Origin of the sequence: Klebsiella sp. BIGb0138, from assembly GCF_004342285.1 — a bacterium.
Lineage (GTDB): Bacteria > Pseudomonadota > Gammaproteobacteria > Enterobacterales > Enterobacteriaceae > Klebsiella.
Genome location: NZ_SMCV01000007.1, coordinates 153,224 through 169,376 on the forward strand (window position 1 = coordinate 153,224; position 16,153 = coordinate 169,376).

14 protein-coding genes and 3 tRNA genes are annotated in these 16,153 nt (G+C 58.0%); 10 read left to right on the forward strand and 7 right to left on the reverse strand.

The window, feature by feature from the left end; genetic code table 11:
* Positions 1–11: 11 nt before the first annotated feature.
* Positions 12–470, reverse strand: a complete 459-nt coding sequence (gene tsaE, locus EDF73_RS16715; protein ID WP_132730210.1) for a tRNA (adenosine(37)-N6)-threonylcarbamoyltransferase complex ATPase subunit type 1 TsaE — start codon at positions 468–470, stop codon at positions 12–14.
* Positions 463–1,974: a bifunctional ADP-dependent NAD(P)H-hydrate dehydratase/NAD(P)H-hydrate epimerase gene (gene nnr, locus EDF73_RS16720; protein ID WP_165905734.1), complete on the reverse strand. Its 1,512-nt coding sequence runs from the start codon at positions 1,972–1,974 to the stop codon at positions 463–465. The genes tsaE and nnr overlap by 8 nt, the downstream gene beginning before the upstream one ends.
* Positions 1,975–1,987: 13 nt before the next feature.
* Here nnr and queG point away from each other — a divergent pair, with 13 nt between their 5' ends.
* Positions 1,988–3,127 (forward strand): tRNA epoxyqueuosine(34) reductase QueG, encoded by a 1,140-nt coding sequence (gene queG / locus EDF73_RS16725; RefSeq protein WP_132730212.1) that lies wholly within the window; start codon positions 1,988–1,990, stop codon positions 3,125–3,127.
* A gap of 270 nt (positions 3,128–3,397) precedes the next feature.
* On the opposite strand, the gene EDF73_RS16730 is transcribed toward queG, so the two are convergent.
* The 3 genes from EDF73_RS16730 to EDF73_RS16740 form a co-directional block, all read right to left on the reverse strand.
* Positions 3,398–3,473 (reverse strand) — tRNA-Gly (locus EDF73_RS16730).
* A 24-nt stretch (positions 3,474–3,497) separates the two neighbouring features.
* Positions 3,498–3,573: transfer RNA gene (locus EDF73_RS16735), tRNA-Gly, on the reverse strand.
* Positions 3,574–3,596: 23 nt separating this feature from the next.
* Positions 3,597–3,672 (reverse strand) — tRNA-Gly (locus EDF73_RS16740).
* 289 nt (positions 3,673–3,961) lie between these two features.
* Here EDF73_RS16740 and EDF73_RS16750 point away from each other — a divergent pair.
* A complete protein-coding gene (locus tag EDF73_RS16750) occupies positions 3,962–4,693 on the forward strand; it encodes an arginine ABC transporter substrate-binding protein (RefSeq protein ID WP_132730213.1) in 732 nt (243 codons plus the stop codon).
* A 38-nt stretch (positions 4,694–4,731) separates the two neighbouring features.
* Here EDF73_RS16750 and orn read toward each other — a convergent pair whose 3' ends face one another.
* Positions 4,732–5,277: an oligoribonuclease gene (gene orn, locus EDF73_RS16755; RefSeq protein ID WP_132730214.1), complete on the reverse strand. Its 546-nt coding sequence runs from the start codon at positions 5,275–5,277 to the stop codon at positions 4,732–4,734.
* 160 nt (positions 5,278–5,437) lie between these two features.
* On the opposite strand from orn, the gene rsgA reads away from it, so the two are divergent.
* The 3 genes from rsgA (at position 5,438) to mscM (ending at position 10,872) form a co-directional block, all read left to right on the forward strand.
* Positions 5,438–6,499, forward strand: a complete 1,062-nt coding sequence (gene rsgA / locus EDF73_RS16765) for a small ribosomal subunit biogenesis GTPase RsgA (RefSeq protein WP_132730215.1) — start codon at positions 5,438–5,440, stop codon at positions 6,497–6,499.
* Between the two features lie 96 nt (positions 6,500–6,595).
* The gene (gene asd, locus EDF73_RS16770; RefSeq protein WP_132730216.1) at positions 6,596–7,522 is read left to right on the forward strand and encodes an archaetidylserine decarboxylase; all 927 of its coding nucleotides are present in this window, start codon (positions 6,596–6,598) and stop codon (positions 7,520–7,522) included.
* Positions 7,523–7,545: 23 nt separating this feature from the next.
* Positions 7,546–10,872, forward strand: a complete 3,327-nt coding sequence (gene mscM, locus EDF73_RS16775) for a miniconductance mechanosensitive channel MscM (RefSeq protein ID WP_132730217.1) — start codon at positions 7,546–7,548, stop codon at positions 10,870–10,872.
* A gap of 86 nt (positions 10,873–10,958) precedes the next feature.
* On the opposite strand, the gene epmA is transcribed toward mscM, so the two are convergent.
* Positions 10,959–11,936 (reverse strand): elongation factor P--(R)-beta-lysine ligase, encoded by a 978-nt coding sequence (gene epmA, locus EDF73_RS16780; protein WP_132730218.1) that lies wholly within the window; start codon positions 11,934–11,936, stop codon positions 10,959–10,961.
* A gap of 276 nt (positions 11,937–12,212) precedes the next feature.
* Between epmA and frdA the strand changes: the two genes are divergently transcribed.
* The 5 genes from frdA to EDF73_RS16805 all read left to right on the forward strand — a co-directional run bounded on the left by frdA (position 12,213) and on the right by EDF73_RS16805 (position 16,153).
* A complete protein-coding gene (gene frdA, locus EDF73_RS16785) occupies positions 12,213–14,003 on the forward strand; it encodes a fumarate reductase (quinol) flavoprotein subunit (protein WP_132730219.1) in 1,791 nt (596 codons plus the stop codon).
* Positions 13,996–14,730, forward strand: a complete 735-nt coding sequence (locus EDF73_RS16790; RefSeq protein WP_132730220.1) for a succinate dehydrogenase/fumarate reductase iron-sulfur subunit — start codon at positions 13,996–13,998, stop codon at positions 14,728–14,730. The genes frdA and EDF73_RS16790 overlap by 8 nt, the downstream gene beginning before the upstream one ends.
* Before the next feature lie 10 nt (positions 14,731–14,740).
* On the forward strand, positions 14,741–15,136 hold the full coding sequence (gene frdC, locus EDF73_RS16795) for a fumarate reductase subunit FrdC (protein ID WP_132730349.1): 396 nt from the start codon (positions 14,741–14,743) through the stop codon (positions 15,134–15,136).
* A gap of 10 nt (positions 15,137–15,146) precedes the next feature.
* Positions 15,147–15,506: a fumarate reductase subunit FrdD gene (gene frdD, locus EDF73_RS16800; protein ID WP_132730221.1), complete on the forward strand. Its 360-nt coding sequence runs from the start codon at positions 15,147–15,149 to the stop codon at positions 15,504–15,506.
* A 113-nt stretch (positions 15,507–15,619) separates the two neighbouring features.
* Positions 15,620–16,153: a lipocalin family protein gene (locus EDF73_RS16805; RefSeq protein ID WP_132730222.1), complete on the forward strand. Its 534-nt coding sequence runs from the start codon at positions 15,620–15,622 to the stop codon at positions 16,151–16,153.

Consider the following 16,153-nt stretch of genomic DNA (forward strand, 5'->3'; position numbering starts at 1 on the left):
CCCGTTATCCTTCAGGCTAAACGCGTCAATAAAGACTCACCCAATGAGGAGACCGCCGTTACGCGCGCCTCACGCCCTTGTGCCTGATACGCAAGATGGATTTCGACATCTGGCTCAGGCAGCACACCCGCTCCTTGTTGTGGCCATTCCACCAGGCAGATGGCATCGTCAGCAAAATAATCGCGGATCCCCATAAATTCGAGCTCTTCGGGGTCCGCCAGGCGATAGAGATCGAAGTGATACACCATCAGGTTTTCGAGGGTGTAGGGCTCAACCAGGGTATAGGTCGGGCTTTTGACATTGCCGCGATGGCCCAGCGCCTGCAAAAAGCCACGGCTGAAGGTCGTTTTACCGGCGCCTAAATCGCCGTACAGATAGATGACCGTGGCGCCGGAACAGGCCTGCGCAATACGGTCGCCAAGGTCTAAAGTGGCCTGCTCGTCAGGTAAAGGAATCACTCGGTTAATCATGGTCCAGGTCTATCACATCCGGGTTAACAACACGCCTGAGCGTGGAAAAGAGATCGGTCGCCAGCATCCCGCGACTGCCATCGCGGGCAGCCAGCCGGTCAGCGGCTTCGCCGTGCGCCACGCAGCCGGCGCAGGCAGCATCATACGGCGTCAGGCGTTGCCCTAACAGCGCGGCGATAATGCCGGTCAGCACATCGCCCATTCCGCCGCTGGCCATACCCGCATTGCCGGCATCGATAATACCCATCTCACCTGCTTCGCTGGCCACCACCGTGCCCGCGCCCTTCAGCACGACCACGCCACCGTAACGTTTTACCAGACGCTGTGCAGAAAGTAAGCGATCGCTTTCAATTTCTGCCACGTTGCAGTTCAGCAGACGGGCGGCTTCACCGGGGTGCGGCGTCAGCACCCGATTGTGACGTTTATCGGGATTGATTGCCAGCAGGTTCAACGCATCCGCATCCCACACCATCGGTTTGCGAAAGTTCTCCACCTGACGCAGCGCCTGAGCCCCCCATTCGCTTTGCCCAAGACCCGGACCAATCGCCACCACATCCGCCCATTGCAGACTGTCCGCCAGGCTCTGCGCCGTCAGCTCATGAACCATCAGTTCGGGCCTGGCCGTGACGACAGGCGCAATATTTTCCTTGTGAGTAAGTACTCGCACTAAGCCTGCTCCGGCCCGCAGCGCCGCCTCGCCGGTCATGCGAATGGCGCCTGCAGTACCGCGATCGCCGCCGACGATCGCCAGTTTGCCGTGATCGCCTTTATGCGATGTCGGACGCCGCGGCGGGAGCCAGCCCGCCAGCTGCGAAGCCTCGAAACGTCTCAGCGGGATAGCCTGCCCCGCCAGCCAGCGCTCGAGGCCGAGTGCGTGATAATACAGATGGCCCACGACATCACGGGCTTTACCGGTCAGCAGCCCCGGTTTGAGGCCAATAAATATCACCGTGCAGTCCGCATCCACCACCGCTCCCGGCGCGGCGCCGGTTTGGGCGTTGAGACCGGAGGGAATATCCAGCGCCACCACCGGCGCCGGATGAGCATTCACCCGCTCGATCAGGGCCGCAACGTGCTCCCGCGGGGCGCTGTGTAGCCCGGTACCGAGCAGCCCGTCAATAATTAACGCAATATCAGGCGGCCAGGGAATATCCGCCGCGTGGATGGTGCCGCCCGCGTTCAGCCACTCCTCACGCGCGGCGCTGGCCTCTTCCGGTAGCGGTTTCTCGCCCTCCAGCGCCAGCAGCGTGACGGCGATACCTTCCGCCTGCGCCAGACGCGCCACGACATAACCGTCGCCGCCGTTATTGCCATGACCGCAGAGAATCAGCCAGTGCCGACGCTCGGGATAGTCGGCCCTCGCTTGTTGAAAAGCGGCTTCGCCCGCCCGCCGCATCAGCTCAAACAGCGTCAGTCCGAGCGCGTCCGCCGCCTCTTTTTCCGCACGGCGCAGCGCATCCGCAGGCCAGATGAAGTGTGGTATACTGATAAGGTTTTTCGTCATTGTATGGTCCATCATGTCTCAGCCCCTCGATCTCAATAAGTTAGCGCAGCAAATCAAGCAATGGGGCACTGAACTGGGGTTCCAGCAGGTCGGCATCACCGATACCGATCTCAGCGCCAGCGAGCCTAAACTGCAGGCATGGCTGGACAAACAGTACCATGGCGAAATGGAATGGATGGCGCGCCACGGGATGATGCGCGCGCGGCCGCATGAACTTCTGCCCGGTACGTTACGCGTGATTAGCGTGCGGATGAACTATCTCCCCGCCAACGCCGCTTTCGCCCGCACTCTGAAAGATCCCGCGCTGGGTTACGTCAGCCGTTATGCCCTTGGGCGTGATTATCATAAACTGTTACGTAACCGCCTGAAAAAACTCGGTGAGATGATTCAGGAACAGTGTGCTTCGCTCAATTTTAGACCGTTTGTCGATTCTGCGCCCATTCTGGAACGCCCTTTGGCGGAAAAAGCCGGTCTGGGCTGGACCGGGAAGCACTCCCTGATTCTCAACCGCGATGCCGGATCGTTCTTTTTCCTCGGCGAACTGCTCATCGATATTCCGCTCCCCATCGACCAGCCGGTAACGGAAGAGTGCGGGCGCTGCGTCGCCTGCATGACGATCTGCCCCACCGGAGCGATCGTCGAGCCCTATACCGTCGATGCCCGCCGTTGCATCTCCTATCTGACCATTGAGCTGGAAGGCGCCATTCCGGAGGAGTTCCGCCCGCTGATCGGCAACCGTATCTATGGTTGCGATGACTGCCAGCTGATTTGCCCGTGGAACCGCTTCTCGCAGTTAACGGACGAAGAGGATTTCAGCCCGCGTAAAGCGCTGCACGCGCCGCCGCTGGTGGAACTGTTTGCGTGGAGTGAAGCCCATTTTCTCAAGGTCACGGAGGGGTCGGCGATTCGCCGCATCGGTCACCTGCGCTGGCTACGGAATATTGCCGTGGCGTTGGGCAATGCCGCCTGGGATGAAGCGAATCTTATCGCCCTGGAAAGTCGCCGAGGTGAGCACCCACTACTCGATGAACACATTGAGTGGGCGGTGGCGCAGCAAATCGACAAGCGCAATGCCAACGTGGTTGACGTGCAGTTGCCGAAAAAACAGCGTCTGGTCAGGGTGATTGAGAAAGGGCTACCGCGGGATGCCTGATTCATTCACAGGCTGTGAATAAAAACAAAAACACATTGCGTTTCAACGCGCAGACGTACGTCAAGTGATCGCATTAACACTTTGAAATGAAATTTTATTGTTAAATTTCAATCAGATAAGTTGATATTATTCACATGATGAAGTTTTTCATCGTGAACTGTTCAGACTTTAACCTGTGGATAACTCTGTTCACAGTATTTTCCGTATGACAACGGAAAGCATCCCCGGCGCTGTTTGCACTGTGGATAAACTGAACTGAAGAAGAAATTTTGGAGCGGGAAACGAGACTCGAACTCGCGACCCCGACCTTGGCAAGGTCGTGCTCTACCAACTGAGCTATTCCCGCTTGGGTGTGGTGACTTTCAAATTTTGGAGCGGGAAACGAGACTCGAACTCGCGACCCCGACCTTGGCAAGGTCGTGCTCTACCAACTGAGCTATTCCCGCTTGGGTATGGTGCTTTCAAATTTTGGAGCGGGAAACGAGACTCGAACTCGCGACCCCGACCTTGGCAAGGTCGTGCTCTACCAACTGAGCTATTCCCGCGTACTTCTTTTGCCATATTTCCATGGCGCCGTGATGCGCATTTCTGCTTCGTCACGGGAGGCGCATTATACGAGAATTCGATTTACCTGCAACCCCCCTGCGAACACTTTTTTGCGTTTTTTGTCTGAATGGACACTTTCTCGCCAGATACTCCAGCGAATTGTACAAATAAGCATCCGGCAAGGCAAAATAACTTTTTCCAGCTGCGCTAAAGGCGCAAAATCGCTCAGATTTGTGGGTGCGCGATACCCGCTGACGGTCAACCACACTGACAAACAGGGAATTTTACATGAGAAGAGCGCTTTCCGTCCTGCTGCTGACCACTCTGGTCGCAGGAACAGCTTCGGCGACGACGCTGCACTTTGGCACCACGACGGCCAATCCGCCCTTTGAAACCGTTAATGCGAAAAACCAGCCCCTGGGTTTCGACATCGATCTGGCCCAGGCGCTGTGCAAACAGATGCAGGCCGAATGCAAATTTACGCCGCAGAACTTCAATACCCTGATACCGGCGCTGCGCTTTAAGAAATTTGACGCCATCATCGCCGGCATTGAGGTCATTCCGATGCGCGAAAAACAGGTGGCCTTCACCCAGCCCTATCGCCAGACGCTCTCCGGGGTGGTGGTGACCGCAAAAGACGCCGCCCACCGCTTTGCCGATCTGAAGGGCAAGAAGCTCGGCGTCGTCAAAGGCACCGTCCACCAGCACTATCTGCACGATAAACAAAAAGGCGTCAACGTCATCGTATACGACAATGACGCCAGCGCATTGGGCGCGCTGAAGGACGGGAGCGTGAATGGCGTGATGGGCGACCTGGCGACCCTCGACCCGTGGCTGCAGGACAATCCTGACTACGCCATGATGGATGAGCGGGCAACCGACCCCCGGTACTACGGCAAGCAATACGCAATTGCGGTGCGTAAAGACGACCCGGAGTTGCTCAATGCAATCAATGCCGCGCTGGCGGTGGTGAAAGTATCGCCGGAGTTCCAGGCGATGGAACAGAAGTGGTTTAAATAGCGCGTGACTGCCGGGGCCGACTCACCCCGGCGGGGCGATTACAGCTTGATAAAGTTCTCACGATAGTAAGCCAGTTCCGCAACCGACTCACGGATATCATCCATCGCCTGATGGGTGCCCTGCTTTTTAAAGCCCGCGAGGATTTCCGGCTTCCAGCGGCGCGCCAGCTCTTTCAGCGTGCTGACGTCGAGGTAGCGGTAGTGGAAATAGGCTTCCAGCTCCGGCATATATTTGAACAGGAAGCGGCGATCCTGACCAATGCTGTTACCGCAGATCGGCGATTTGCCCGCCGGTACCCACTGCTTAAGAAACTCTAGGGTCGCCAGCTCCGCTTCGCGATCGCCCAGGGTACTGGCCTTGACGCGTTCCACCAGCCCGCTCCCGGTATGGGTACGCACGTTCCACTCGTCCATCAGCGCCAGCTGCGCGTCCGACTGGTGTACCGCGATCGTCGGCCCTTCCGCCAGAATATTCAGGTGGGCATCGGTCACCAGGGTGGCGATTTCAATAATGCGATCGCGCTCCGGATCCAGCCCTGTCATTTCAAGATCGATCCAAATGAGGTTGTTTTCATCTGCACTCATGCTATTTTCCACCCATAATTTTACCATCCGGGCCCGTAAGATTTCACGATGCAGGCTGACCAACGCACCAGCATCTTGAAGGATGACGGGTCGATATTCATCTAAGATAGCGTGTATCATAGAGGTTTTGCCCACTTAGGGCGACCAGGAGCCAGTTCGATTGAGTAAAAATAAACTCTCCAAAGGCCAACAGCGCCGCGTGAAGGCCAACCATCAGCGCCGCCTGAAAACGACTTCGGAGAAGGCCGATTACGATGACAATCTGTTTGGTGAAACATCTGAAGGGATCGTCATCAGCCGCTTTGGCATGCATGCCGATGTCGAATCCGCCGATGGCAGCGTTCACCGCTGCAATATTCGCCGTACGATCCGTTCCCTGGTGACCGGCGATCGCGTCGTCTGGCGACCGGGCAAAGACGCCGCCGACGGCGTCAATGTAAAAGGGATTGTTGAAGCGGTACACGATCGGACCTCCGTTCTGACCCGCCCGGACTTTTACGATGGCGTCAAACCCATCGCCGCCAATATCAATCAAATCGTCATTGTTTCCGCGATTCTGCCGGAGCTGTCATTAAACATTATTGACCGCTACCTGGTGGCCTGCGAAACGCTGGACGTTGAGCCGCTGATTGTGCTCAACAAGACCGACCTGCTCGACGACGACGGCATGGCCTTTGTTAACGAGCAGATGGATATCTATCGTGAAATTGGCTATCACGTGCTGATGGTTTCCAGCCGCACTCAGGATGGCCTCAAACCGCTTGAAGAGGCGCTCACCGACCGTATCAGTATCTTTGCCGGGCAGTCCGGGGTGGGTAAATCCAGCCTGCTCAACGCGCTGCTGGGTCTGCATGAAGATCAGATCCTGACCAATGACGTCTCTGACAACTCCGGTCTCGGCCAGCACACCACCACCGCCGCTCGCCTCTATCACTTCCCGCACGGCGGCGATGTGATTGATTCCCCTGGGGTACGGGAATTCGGCCTCTGGCATCTGGATGCGGAACAAATCACCCACGGCTTTGTCGAATTCCATGATTATTTAGGCCGTTGCAAATATCGCGACTGCAAGCACGATACCGATCCGGGCTGTGCGATTCGTGAGGCGGTAGAAAACGGCAACATCGCCGAAAGCCGTTTTGAAAACTACCACCGCATTCTGGAAAGCATGACGCAGGTACAGGTAAAGACGCGTAAAAGCTTTTCATCATCCGATGACTGACATTTAAGCTGAGCATCGTTAGAATCGTCCCCCTTTTTTTCAGGTCCCCGCTGATTTGCGGGGTCAGGAACGACAAATAATGGCCTGGAGGCTACCTTGTTAAACGATCTTAAACTTTCACTGCAATACATTCTGCCTAAACTGTGGCTCACCCGCCTCGCAGGCTGGGGTGCGAGCAAACGAGCGGGTTGGCTGACGAAGCTGGTCATCGATCTGTTCGTGAAATACTACAAGGTCGACATGAAAGAGGCGCAAAAGCCCGATACCGCCAGCTACCGCACCTTTAACGATTTCTTCGTCCGTCCGCTGCGCGACGAGGTGCGTCCGCTGAATACCGATCCCAACGTGCTGGTGATGCCTGCCGACGGGGTCATCAGTCAGCTTGGCGCCATCGAAGACGACAAAATTTTGCAGGCGAAAGGCCACAACTACACCCTGGAAGCGCTGCTGGCCGGTAACTACCAGATGGCCGACCTGTTCCGCAATGGCAGCTTCGCCACCACCTATCTGTCGCCGCGTGACTATCACCGCGTCCATATGCCGTGCAACGGCATCCTGCGCGAAATGATCTACGTTCCGGGGGATCTGTTCTCCGTTAACCATCTGACCGCGCAGAACGTGCCAAATCTGTTTGCCCGTAACGAGCGCGTGATCTGCCTGTTTGATACTGAATTTGGCCCGATGGTACAAATCCTGGTGGGCGCGACCATTGTCGGCAGCATCGAGACCGTGTGGTCCGGTACCATTACCCCGCCGCGCGAAGGGGTGATCAAGCGCTGGACCTGGCCGGCGGGCGACAGTGAAGGCTCTGTGGCGCTGCTGAAAGGCCAGGAGATGGGTCGCTTTAAGCTTGGCTCAACGGTGATCAACCTGTTTGCCCCGGGCAAGGTGAAACTGGTTGAACAGCTGCAAAGTCTCTCGCAAACCAAACTCGGCCAGCCGCTGGCGACCGCCGTTGAGACCCTGTCCACGGCAGCAGACGACGTCAGCCCGCTGAGCGGCGCGACACAAGATGAAGGTTAATTCCTGACAAAAAGGGTTATGCCGTGCGTCTGATATATATTTTCCTGCTGGCCTGGAGCCTCAGTCTGGGGGCGTACGCCGCGACAGCCCCCGATGCGAAACAGATAGCTCAGGAACTGGAACAGGCGAAGGCGGCAAAACCCGCCCAGCCTGGCACCGTTGAAGCTTTACAGTCGGCGCTGAACGCGCTTGAGGAGCGTAGCGCCTCCCTTGAGCGCGCCCGCCAGTATCAGCAGGTTATCGATAACTTCCCTAAACTGTTCCAGACCCTGCGCTCACAGATTAACAACCTGTCCGACGAACCACGCCAGGTCGCCACTAACCTCTCCTCAGATGCGCTGAACCAGGAGATCCTTCAGGTCAGCAGCCAGCTGCTTGAAGCCAGCCGCCAGGCGCAGCAGGAACAGGAGCGCGCGCGCGATATTGCCGATTCGCTTAATCAGCTTCCGCAGCAGCAGACCGACGCGCGTCGTCAGCTGAACGACGTTGAGCGCCGCGTCGGTACGCAGACAAGCAATACCCCGCTGGCGCAGGCCCAGAATCTCGCCCTGCAGGCGGAATCAGCGCGTCTGAAAGCGCTGGTCAACGAGCTGGATTTGGCACAGCTTTCCGCCAACAACCGTCAGGAGCTGTCGCGGATGCGCGGCGATCTGGCGCAAAAGCAGGGCAAGCTGCTCGACGGTTACCTGCAGGCGTTACGCAATCAGCTCAACAGCCAGCGCCAGCGCGAAGCGGAAAAAGCGCTGGAGAGTACCGAGCTGCTGGCGGAGAACAGCGAAAACCTGCCGCCGGAAATCGTGGCGCAGTTCAAAGTCAACCGCGAGCTCTCGCAGGCGCTGAATCAGCAGGCCCAGCGGATGGATCTGGTCGCCTCCCAGCAGCGTCAGGCGACCAGTCAGACGCTGCAGGTCCGCCAGGCGCTCAATACCCTGCGCGAGCAGTCCCAGTGGCTCGGGTCGTCCAACCTGCTGGGTGAGGCCCTACGCGCTCAGGTCGCCCGTCTGCCGGAAACACCGAAACCGCAGCAGCTGGATACCGAAATGGCCCAGCTGCGGGTACAGCGCCTGCATTATGAGGATCTGCTCGGCAGCCAGCCGAAGCTGCGCTTGCTGCGCCAGGCGAACGGAGAGCCGCTGACCAGCGAACAGAACCGCATTCTTGAAGCTCAGCTGCGCACGCAAACCGAACTGCTCAACTCGCTACTGCAGGGCGGCGATACGCTAATTCTGGAGCTGACCAAGCTGAAAGTCTCCAATGGTCAGCTTGAAGATGCCCTGAAAGAGATCAACGAAGCGACGCACCGCTATCTGTTCTGGACCTCGGATGTCAGCCCGATCGGCTTTTCATGGCCGCTGGAAATCGTCCGCGATCTGCGCCGCCTGGTTTCTCTGGATACCGTCAGCCAGCTTGGCAAAGCCAGCGCCATGATGTTAACCAGCAAGGAGACGCTGCTGCCGCTGTTCGGCGCGCTGATTCTGGTTGGCTTCAGCATCAGCTCGCGCCGCCACTTCACCCGCTTCCTTGAGCGCTCCAGCGCCCGCGTCGGCAAAGTCACCCAGGATCACTTCTGGCTCACGCTCCGCACGGTGTTCTGGTCGATTCTGGTGGCCTCCCCGCTCCCGGTGCTGTGGATGACCCTGGGCTATGGCCTGCAATCTGCCTGGCCCTTCCCGTTGGCGGTGGCGATTGGCGAGAGCGTCACCGCCACGGTGCCGCTGCTATGGGTGGTGATGGTTTGCGCCACCTTCGCGCGCCCGAACGGTCTGTTTATCGCTCACTTCGGCTGGCCGCGAAACCGGGTCAGCAAAGCCATGCGCTACTATCTGATGAGCATCGGGCTGATCGTACCGCTGATTATCGCGCTGATTATGTTTGATAATCTTAACGATCGTGAGTTCTCCGCTTCGCTCGGCCGCCTGTGCTTCCTGCTGATTTGCGGGGCGCTGGCGCTGGTCACCTTAAGTCTGAAGCACGCCGGAATCCCGCTGTATCTCGATAAAGAAGGGAGCGGCGATAACATGGTGAACCGCATGCTGTGGAACCTGCTGCTGGGCGCGCCGTTAATCGCGATGCTGGCGGCGGCGATCGGCTATCTGGCCACCGCGCAGGCGCTGCTGGCAAGGCTGGAAACCTCGGTCGCCATCTGGTTCCTGCTGCTGGTGGTGTACCACATCATCCGCCGCTGGATGCTGATTCAGCGCCGTCGTCTGGCCTTCGATCGCGCGAAGCATCGCCGGGCGGAGATCCTTGCCCAGCGCGCCCGCGGCGAGGATGACGTCGCCCACGCCAGCAGCCCGGAAGGATCGGCGGAAACCGAAGTGAGCGAGATCGACCTCGATGCCATCAGCACCCAGTCCCTGCGCCTGGTGCGTTCGCTGCTGATGCTGATCGCGCTGGTGTCGGTGATCGTCCTGTGGTCAGAAATTCACTCGGCGTTCGGCTTCCTTGAGAATATCTCGCTGTGGGACGTCACCTCGACGGTTCAGGGCGTGGAAAGCCTTGAGCCTATTACCCTCGGCGCCGTGCTGATTGCTATCCTGGTGCTGATTATCACCACCCAGCTGGTGCGCAACCTTCCGGCGCTGCTGGAGCTGGCGATTCTGCAGCACCTCGATCTCACCCCGGGTACCGGGTACGCCATCACCACCATCACCAAATATTTGCTGATGCTGATTGGCGGCCTGATGGGCTTCTCGATGATCGGCATCGAATGGGCGAAACTGCAGTGGCTGGTCGCCGCGCTCGGCGTCGGTCTTGGTTTTGGTTTACAGGAGATCTTCGCCAACTTTATCTCCGGCCTGATTATCCTGTTTGAAAAACCGATTCGTATTGGCGACACGGTGACGATCCGCGATCTGACCGGTAGCGTCACCCGTATCAATACCCGCGCGACAACCATCAGCGACTGGGACCGCAAAGAGATTATCGTGCCTAACAAGGCCTTTATCACCGAGCAGTTCATCAACTGGTCGCTCTCTGACTCGGTGACCCGCGTGGTGTTAACCATCCCGGCCCCGGCGGATGCGAATACGGAAGAAGTGACGCAGATCCTGATTGCCGCCGCGCACCGCTGTTCACTGGTGATCGATACGCCGGCGCCAGAGGCTTTCCTCGTCGACCTGCAGCAGGGGATTCAGATTTTCGAGCTGCGTATCTACGCCGCCGAGATGGGACACCGTATGCCGCTGCGTCACGAGCTACATCAGCTGATTCTGGCAGGCTACCGCGAGCACGGTATTGATATGCCGTTCCCGCCGTTCCAGATGCGCCTGGAAAGCATTGATGGCAGAAAAAGCAGCAGAGCGCTGACGTCGGCAGGGAAATCCAGCCGCACGGCGGGAGGTCTGTAAGGCGGGTCACGCCAGCGAGGCGCGAACGCCATTCGCCAGCAATAACGCTTCCCCTGGCCAGCTGGCTAAGGGAAGCCGCTGAACGGTCAGGCGCGATCGACGGTAAAGGCGATCACGTCGCTGATACTTTCAGCGCCCAGCGCCAGCATCACCACCCGATCCACTCCCAGCGCCACGCCGGAGCAGTCCGGCAGGCCGGCCTGCAGCGCGCCCAGCAGGTTAGTGTCAATCGGCTGCTGCGGCAGGCCACGGGCCGCACGTTTGCGGTTATCCTGCTCGAAACGCTGCTGCTGTTCACGGGCGTCGGTCAGTTCGTGGAAACCATTCGCCAGCTCAATGCCCTTGTAATAGACCTCAAAGCGCTCCGCCACCCGGTGATCTTCGGTACTGATCTGCGCCAGCGAGGCCTGGCTTGCCGGGAAATGATAAACAAAGGTCGGACGATCTTTACCAATATGCGGCTCGACGCCCATGGTAAACAGCAGCTGCAGCAAAGTATCCCGGTCTTCTTCGCTATCGGCGATATTGCTCAGATCGAGCTTCGCCGCCGCTTCGCGCAGCTGCGTTTTATCTGCCGACAGGGGATCAAGCTCAAGGTGACGCTGGAAGGCCTGCTGATAGGAGAGGCTCTCCGCCGGCTGACACTCCAGAACCTGCTGGAGCAAATCATCCACTTCGTTGATCAGACGATACATGTCATAGCACGGACGATACCACTCCAGCATGGTGAATTCCGGGTTGTGGTGACGCCCCATCTCTTCATTGCGGAAGCTACGACATAGCTGGAACACCGGACCACAGCCGGCAGCCAGCAGCCGCTTCATATGGTATTCCGGGCTGGTCATCAGATAGAGATCCATCCCTTGCGAATAGCCCGGGCCGACGAAACGGGTTTGAAACGGGACCAGGTGAATATCTGTCACCGTTGCCTGACTCATGCAAGGCGTCTCCACCTCCAGTACGCCGCGGTCGCTAAAGAAACGGCGAATTTCCGCCATTATCGCCGCACGTTTTAACAGATTTGGAATGGACGCGCTCGGCTGCCAGGTTGCCGTCTCGCTCATGTTACTTTCTCCGATTTCATACAAGGGCACGAAGTCTACTCGTAACCGTCGGGTGAAACAAATTTTGTGCGAACCGTCCCCTCTCTGCCATTCATAAAATTTATTGGCGCCGTAGGTTCATCACCATTACTGATAAACAGGCGCACAGATTGATAAAAAAATCGAACACGTCAATTTTCCCCACTAACCCTGAGGCTATACTCCTTTACCTATAAAGGAGCAGTGCCACATTTTCGCCAGTCCGGCGGCGAAATAAACAAAAACTGGAGGAATGTCGTGCAAACTTTTCAAGCCGATCTTGCCGTAATTGGCGCTGGCGGAGCAGGTCTTCGTGCCGCAATCGCCGCGGCGCAGGCCAATCCAAATGCCAAAATAGCACTAATTTCAAAAGTCTATCCCATGCGTAGCCATACCGTGGCGGCAGAAGGCGGCTCGGCCGCCGTGGCGCAGGATCATGATAGCTTTGAGTACCATTTTCACGATACCGTCGCTGGCGGCGACTGGCTCTGCGAGCAGGATGTCGTCGACTATTTCGTCCATCATTGCCCCACGGAAATGACCCAGCTCGAACAGTGGGGCTGCCCGTGGAGCCGGCGCCCGGACGGCAGCGTCAACGTGCGCCGCTTCGGGGGGATGAAAATCGAACGCACGTGGTTCGCCGCCGATAAGACCGGTTTCCATATGCTGCACACCCTGTTCCAGACCTCCCTTCAGTTCCCGCAAATCCAACGCTTCGATGAACATTTCGTCCTCGATATTCTGGTCGACGACGGTCAGGCCCGCGGCCTGGTGGCGATGAATATGATGGAGGGTTCGCTGGTACAGATCCGCGCAAATGCGGTGGTACTGGCGACCGGCGGCGCAGGACGCGTCTATCGCTATAACACCAACGGCGGCATCGTCACCGGCGATGGTATGGGGATGGCGCTGCGCCACGGCGTGCCGCTGCGCGATATGGAGTTCGTCCAATATCACCCTACCGGGCTGCCGGGCTCCGGTATTCTGATGACCGAAGGCTGCCGCGGCGAAGGCGGTATCCTGGTCAATAAAAACGGCTACCGCTATCTGCAGGATTACGGCATGGGGCCGGAAACGCCGCTGGGCGAGCCGAAAAACAAATATATGGAGCTCGGTCCGCGCGACAAAGTCTCCCAGGCTTTCTGGCATGAATGGCGTAAAGGCAACACCATCCCGACGCCGCGCGGCGACGTGGTATACCTTGATTTACGCCATCTGGGCGAGAAAAAGCTGCTTGAGCGTCTGCCGTTTATCTGTGAGCTGGCGAAAGCCTACGTCGGCGTTGACCCGGTAAAAGAGCCGATTCCGGTACGCCCGACCGCGCACTACACCATGGGCGGCATTGAAACCGACCAGCAGTGCGAAACCCGTATTCAAGGTCTGTTCGCCGTGGGCGAATGCTCCTCCGTCGGCCTGCATGGCGCCAACCGTCTTGGTTCCAACTCGCTGGCAGAACTGGTGGTGTTTGGCCGTCTTGCCGGTGAACAGGCGATGACGCGCGCGGCGCAAGCCGGAGAGGCCAACGGCACGGCGCTGGATGCACAGGCGGCGGATGTCGAAAAACGCCTGAAAGACCTCATCAATCAGGACGGTAACGAGAACTGGGCGAAAATTCGCGATGAGATGGGTCTGGCGATGGAAGAAGGCTGCGGTATCTACCGCACGCCGGAACTGATGCAGAAAACCATCGATAAGCTGGCGGAGCTGCAGGAGCGCTTTAAGCGCGTGCGCATCACCGACAGCTCCAGCGTCTTCAACACCGACCTGCTCTACACCATCGAACTGGGCCACGGCCTGAACGTCGCCGAATGTATGGCGCACTCCGCTATTGCCCGCAAAGAGTCCCGCGGCGCGCATCAGCGCCTGGATGAAGGCTGCACCGAGCGTGATGATGTCAATTTCCTCAAACATACGCTCGCTTTCCGCGATGCAGATGGCACCACGCGCCTGGATTACGGCGAGGTGAAAATCACCACTCTGCCGCCGGCGAAACGCGTATATGGCGCAGAAGCGGAAGCGGCCGAGAAGAAGGAGACGGCAAATGGCTGAGATGAAAAACCTCAAAATCGAAGTGGTGCGCTACAACCCGGAAGTGGACACCGCCCCGCACAGCGCATTCTATGAAGTCCCTTATGATGAGCAAACCTCGCTGCTCGACGCGCTGGGCTATATCAAAGATAACCTCGCGGCGGATCTCAGCTATCGCTGGTCCTGCCGCATGGCGATTTGCGGTTCCTGCGGGATGATGGTCAACAAAGTGCCGAAGCTGGCGTGTAAAACCTTCCTGCGGGAATACACCAAAGGCATTAAGGTCGAGGCGCTGGCCAACTTCCCGATTGAGCGCGATCTGGTGGTCGATATGACCCACTTTATCGAAAGTCTGGAGGCCATTAAGCCCTATATTATTGGCAATCCGCGCACCCCGGAGCAGGGGCCGAACAAGCAAACGCCGGCGCAGATGGCGAAATACCATCAGTTCTCCGGCTGCATCAACTGCGGACTGTGCTACGCCGCCTGCCCGCAGTTTGGCCTCAATCCGGAGTTTATCGGCCCGGCGGCCATCACCCTCGCCCATCGCTACAACGAAGACAGCCGCGATCGCGGTAAGAAGGAACGTATGGCGCAGCTTAACGGCAAGAACGGCGTCTGGACCTGCACCTTCGTGGGCTACTGTTCGGAAGTGTGTCCGAAGCACGTCGACCCGGCGGCCGCCATTCAGCAGGGCAAGGTAGAGAGTTCGAAAGACTTTCTTATCGCCACCCTGAAACCACGCTAAGGAGTGCATGATGACGACTAAACGCAAACCCTATGTGCGGCCGATGACGTCCACCTGGTGGAGAAAACTGCCGTTTTATCGCTTCTATATGGTGCGTGAAGGAACCGCAGTGCCCACGGTATGGTTCAGCATCGTGCTGATTTACGGGCTGTTTGCCCTCAAGCACGGGGCCGAAAGCTGGGCGGGTTACGTGGGTTTCCTGCAAAACCCGATTGTGGTGATTCTGAACCTGATCACCCTTGCGGCAGCGCTGCTGCACAGTAAAACCTGGTTTGAGCTGGCGCCGAAAGCCGCCAATATCATTATCAAAGGCGAGAAAATGGGGCCAGGGCCGGTTATTAAAGGGCTTTGGGTGGTGACCGCGGTGGTGACCGTGGCGGTTCTGCTTGTCGCCCTGTTCTGGTAAGGAGGCTGAAATGATCGATCCCAATCCAAAACGTTCCGATGAACCGGTATTCTGGGGGCTGTTTGGCGCAGGCGGTATGTGGGGCGCGATTGTCGCGCCGGTAATAGTGCTGCTGGTCGGCATCCTGCTGCCGTTAGGTCTGGCGCCAGGCGACGCGTTCAGCTACGAACGCGTGCTGGGCTTTGCCCAAAGCTTTGTCGGCCGCGCCTTCCTCTTCCTGATGATCGTCCTGCCGCTGTGGTGCGGGCTCCACCGTATCCATCACGCGATGCATGACCTGAAAATTCATGTGCCGAACGGGAAATGGGTCTTCTACGGGCTGGCCGCGATCCTGACCGTGGTGACCCTGGTCGGCGTGTTATTTATTTAATCCCCCTGATGCCCGGTAACATTCTGCTACCGGGCTCTCCTTTGCAGAAAATATCCCCCCGCTTTTTCCCGGCAGAATCTACACTTAGCTAAAAAGCCCGCAAGGAAAATGCTATGCGTACGCTGCCAATTATTGCGGTTATTGCCGCCTCGTTTCTGGTCGTAGCCTGTAGCACTCCGACACCGCCACAAGGCGTCACGGTGGTCAGCCCTTTTGACACCCAGCGCTATCTCGGCACCTGGTATGAAATCGCTCGCTTCGATCATCGCTTTGAAAGTGGTCTGGAAAAAGTGACCACCACCTACGGTCTGCGCGGCGACGGCGGGCTGGATGTGGTGAACAAAGGCTATAACCCCGATCGGGGCATATGGCAGAAAACCGATGGCGTGGCGTACTTCACCGGTCAGCCCACCCGGGCGGCGATGAAGGTCTCTTTTTTTGGCCCTTTCTACGGCGGCTACAACGTGATCGCCCTGGATAAGGAGTATCGCTACGCGCTGGTTTGCGGACCGGATCGCGATTATCTCTGGCTGCTGGCGCGCACGCCGAAGATCTCACCAGAGGTCAAACAGCAGATGCTGGACATTGCCACCCGGCAGGGCTTCGACGTGAGCAAGTTCATCTGGGTCAATCAGCGCTATGAGTGA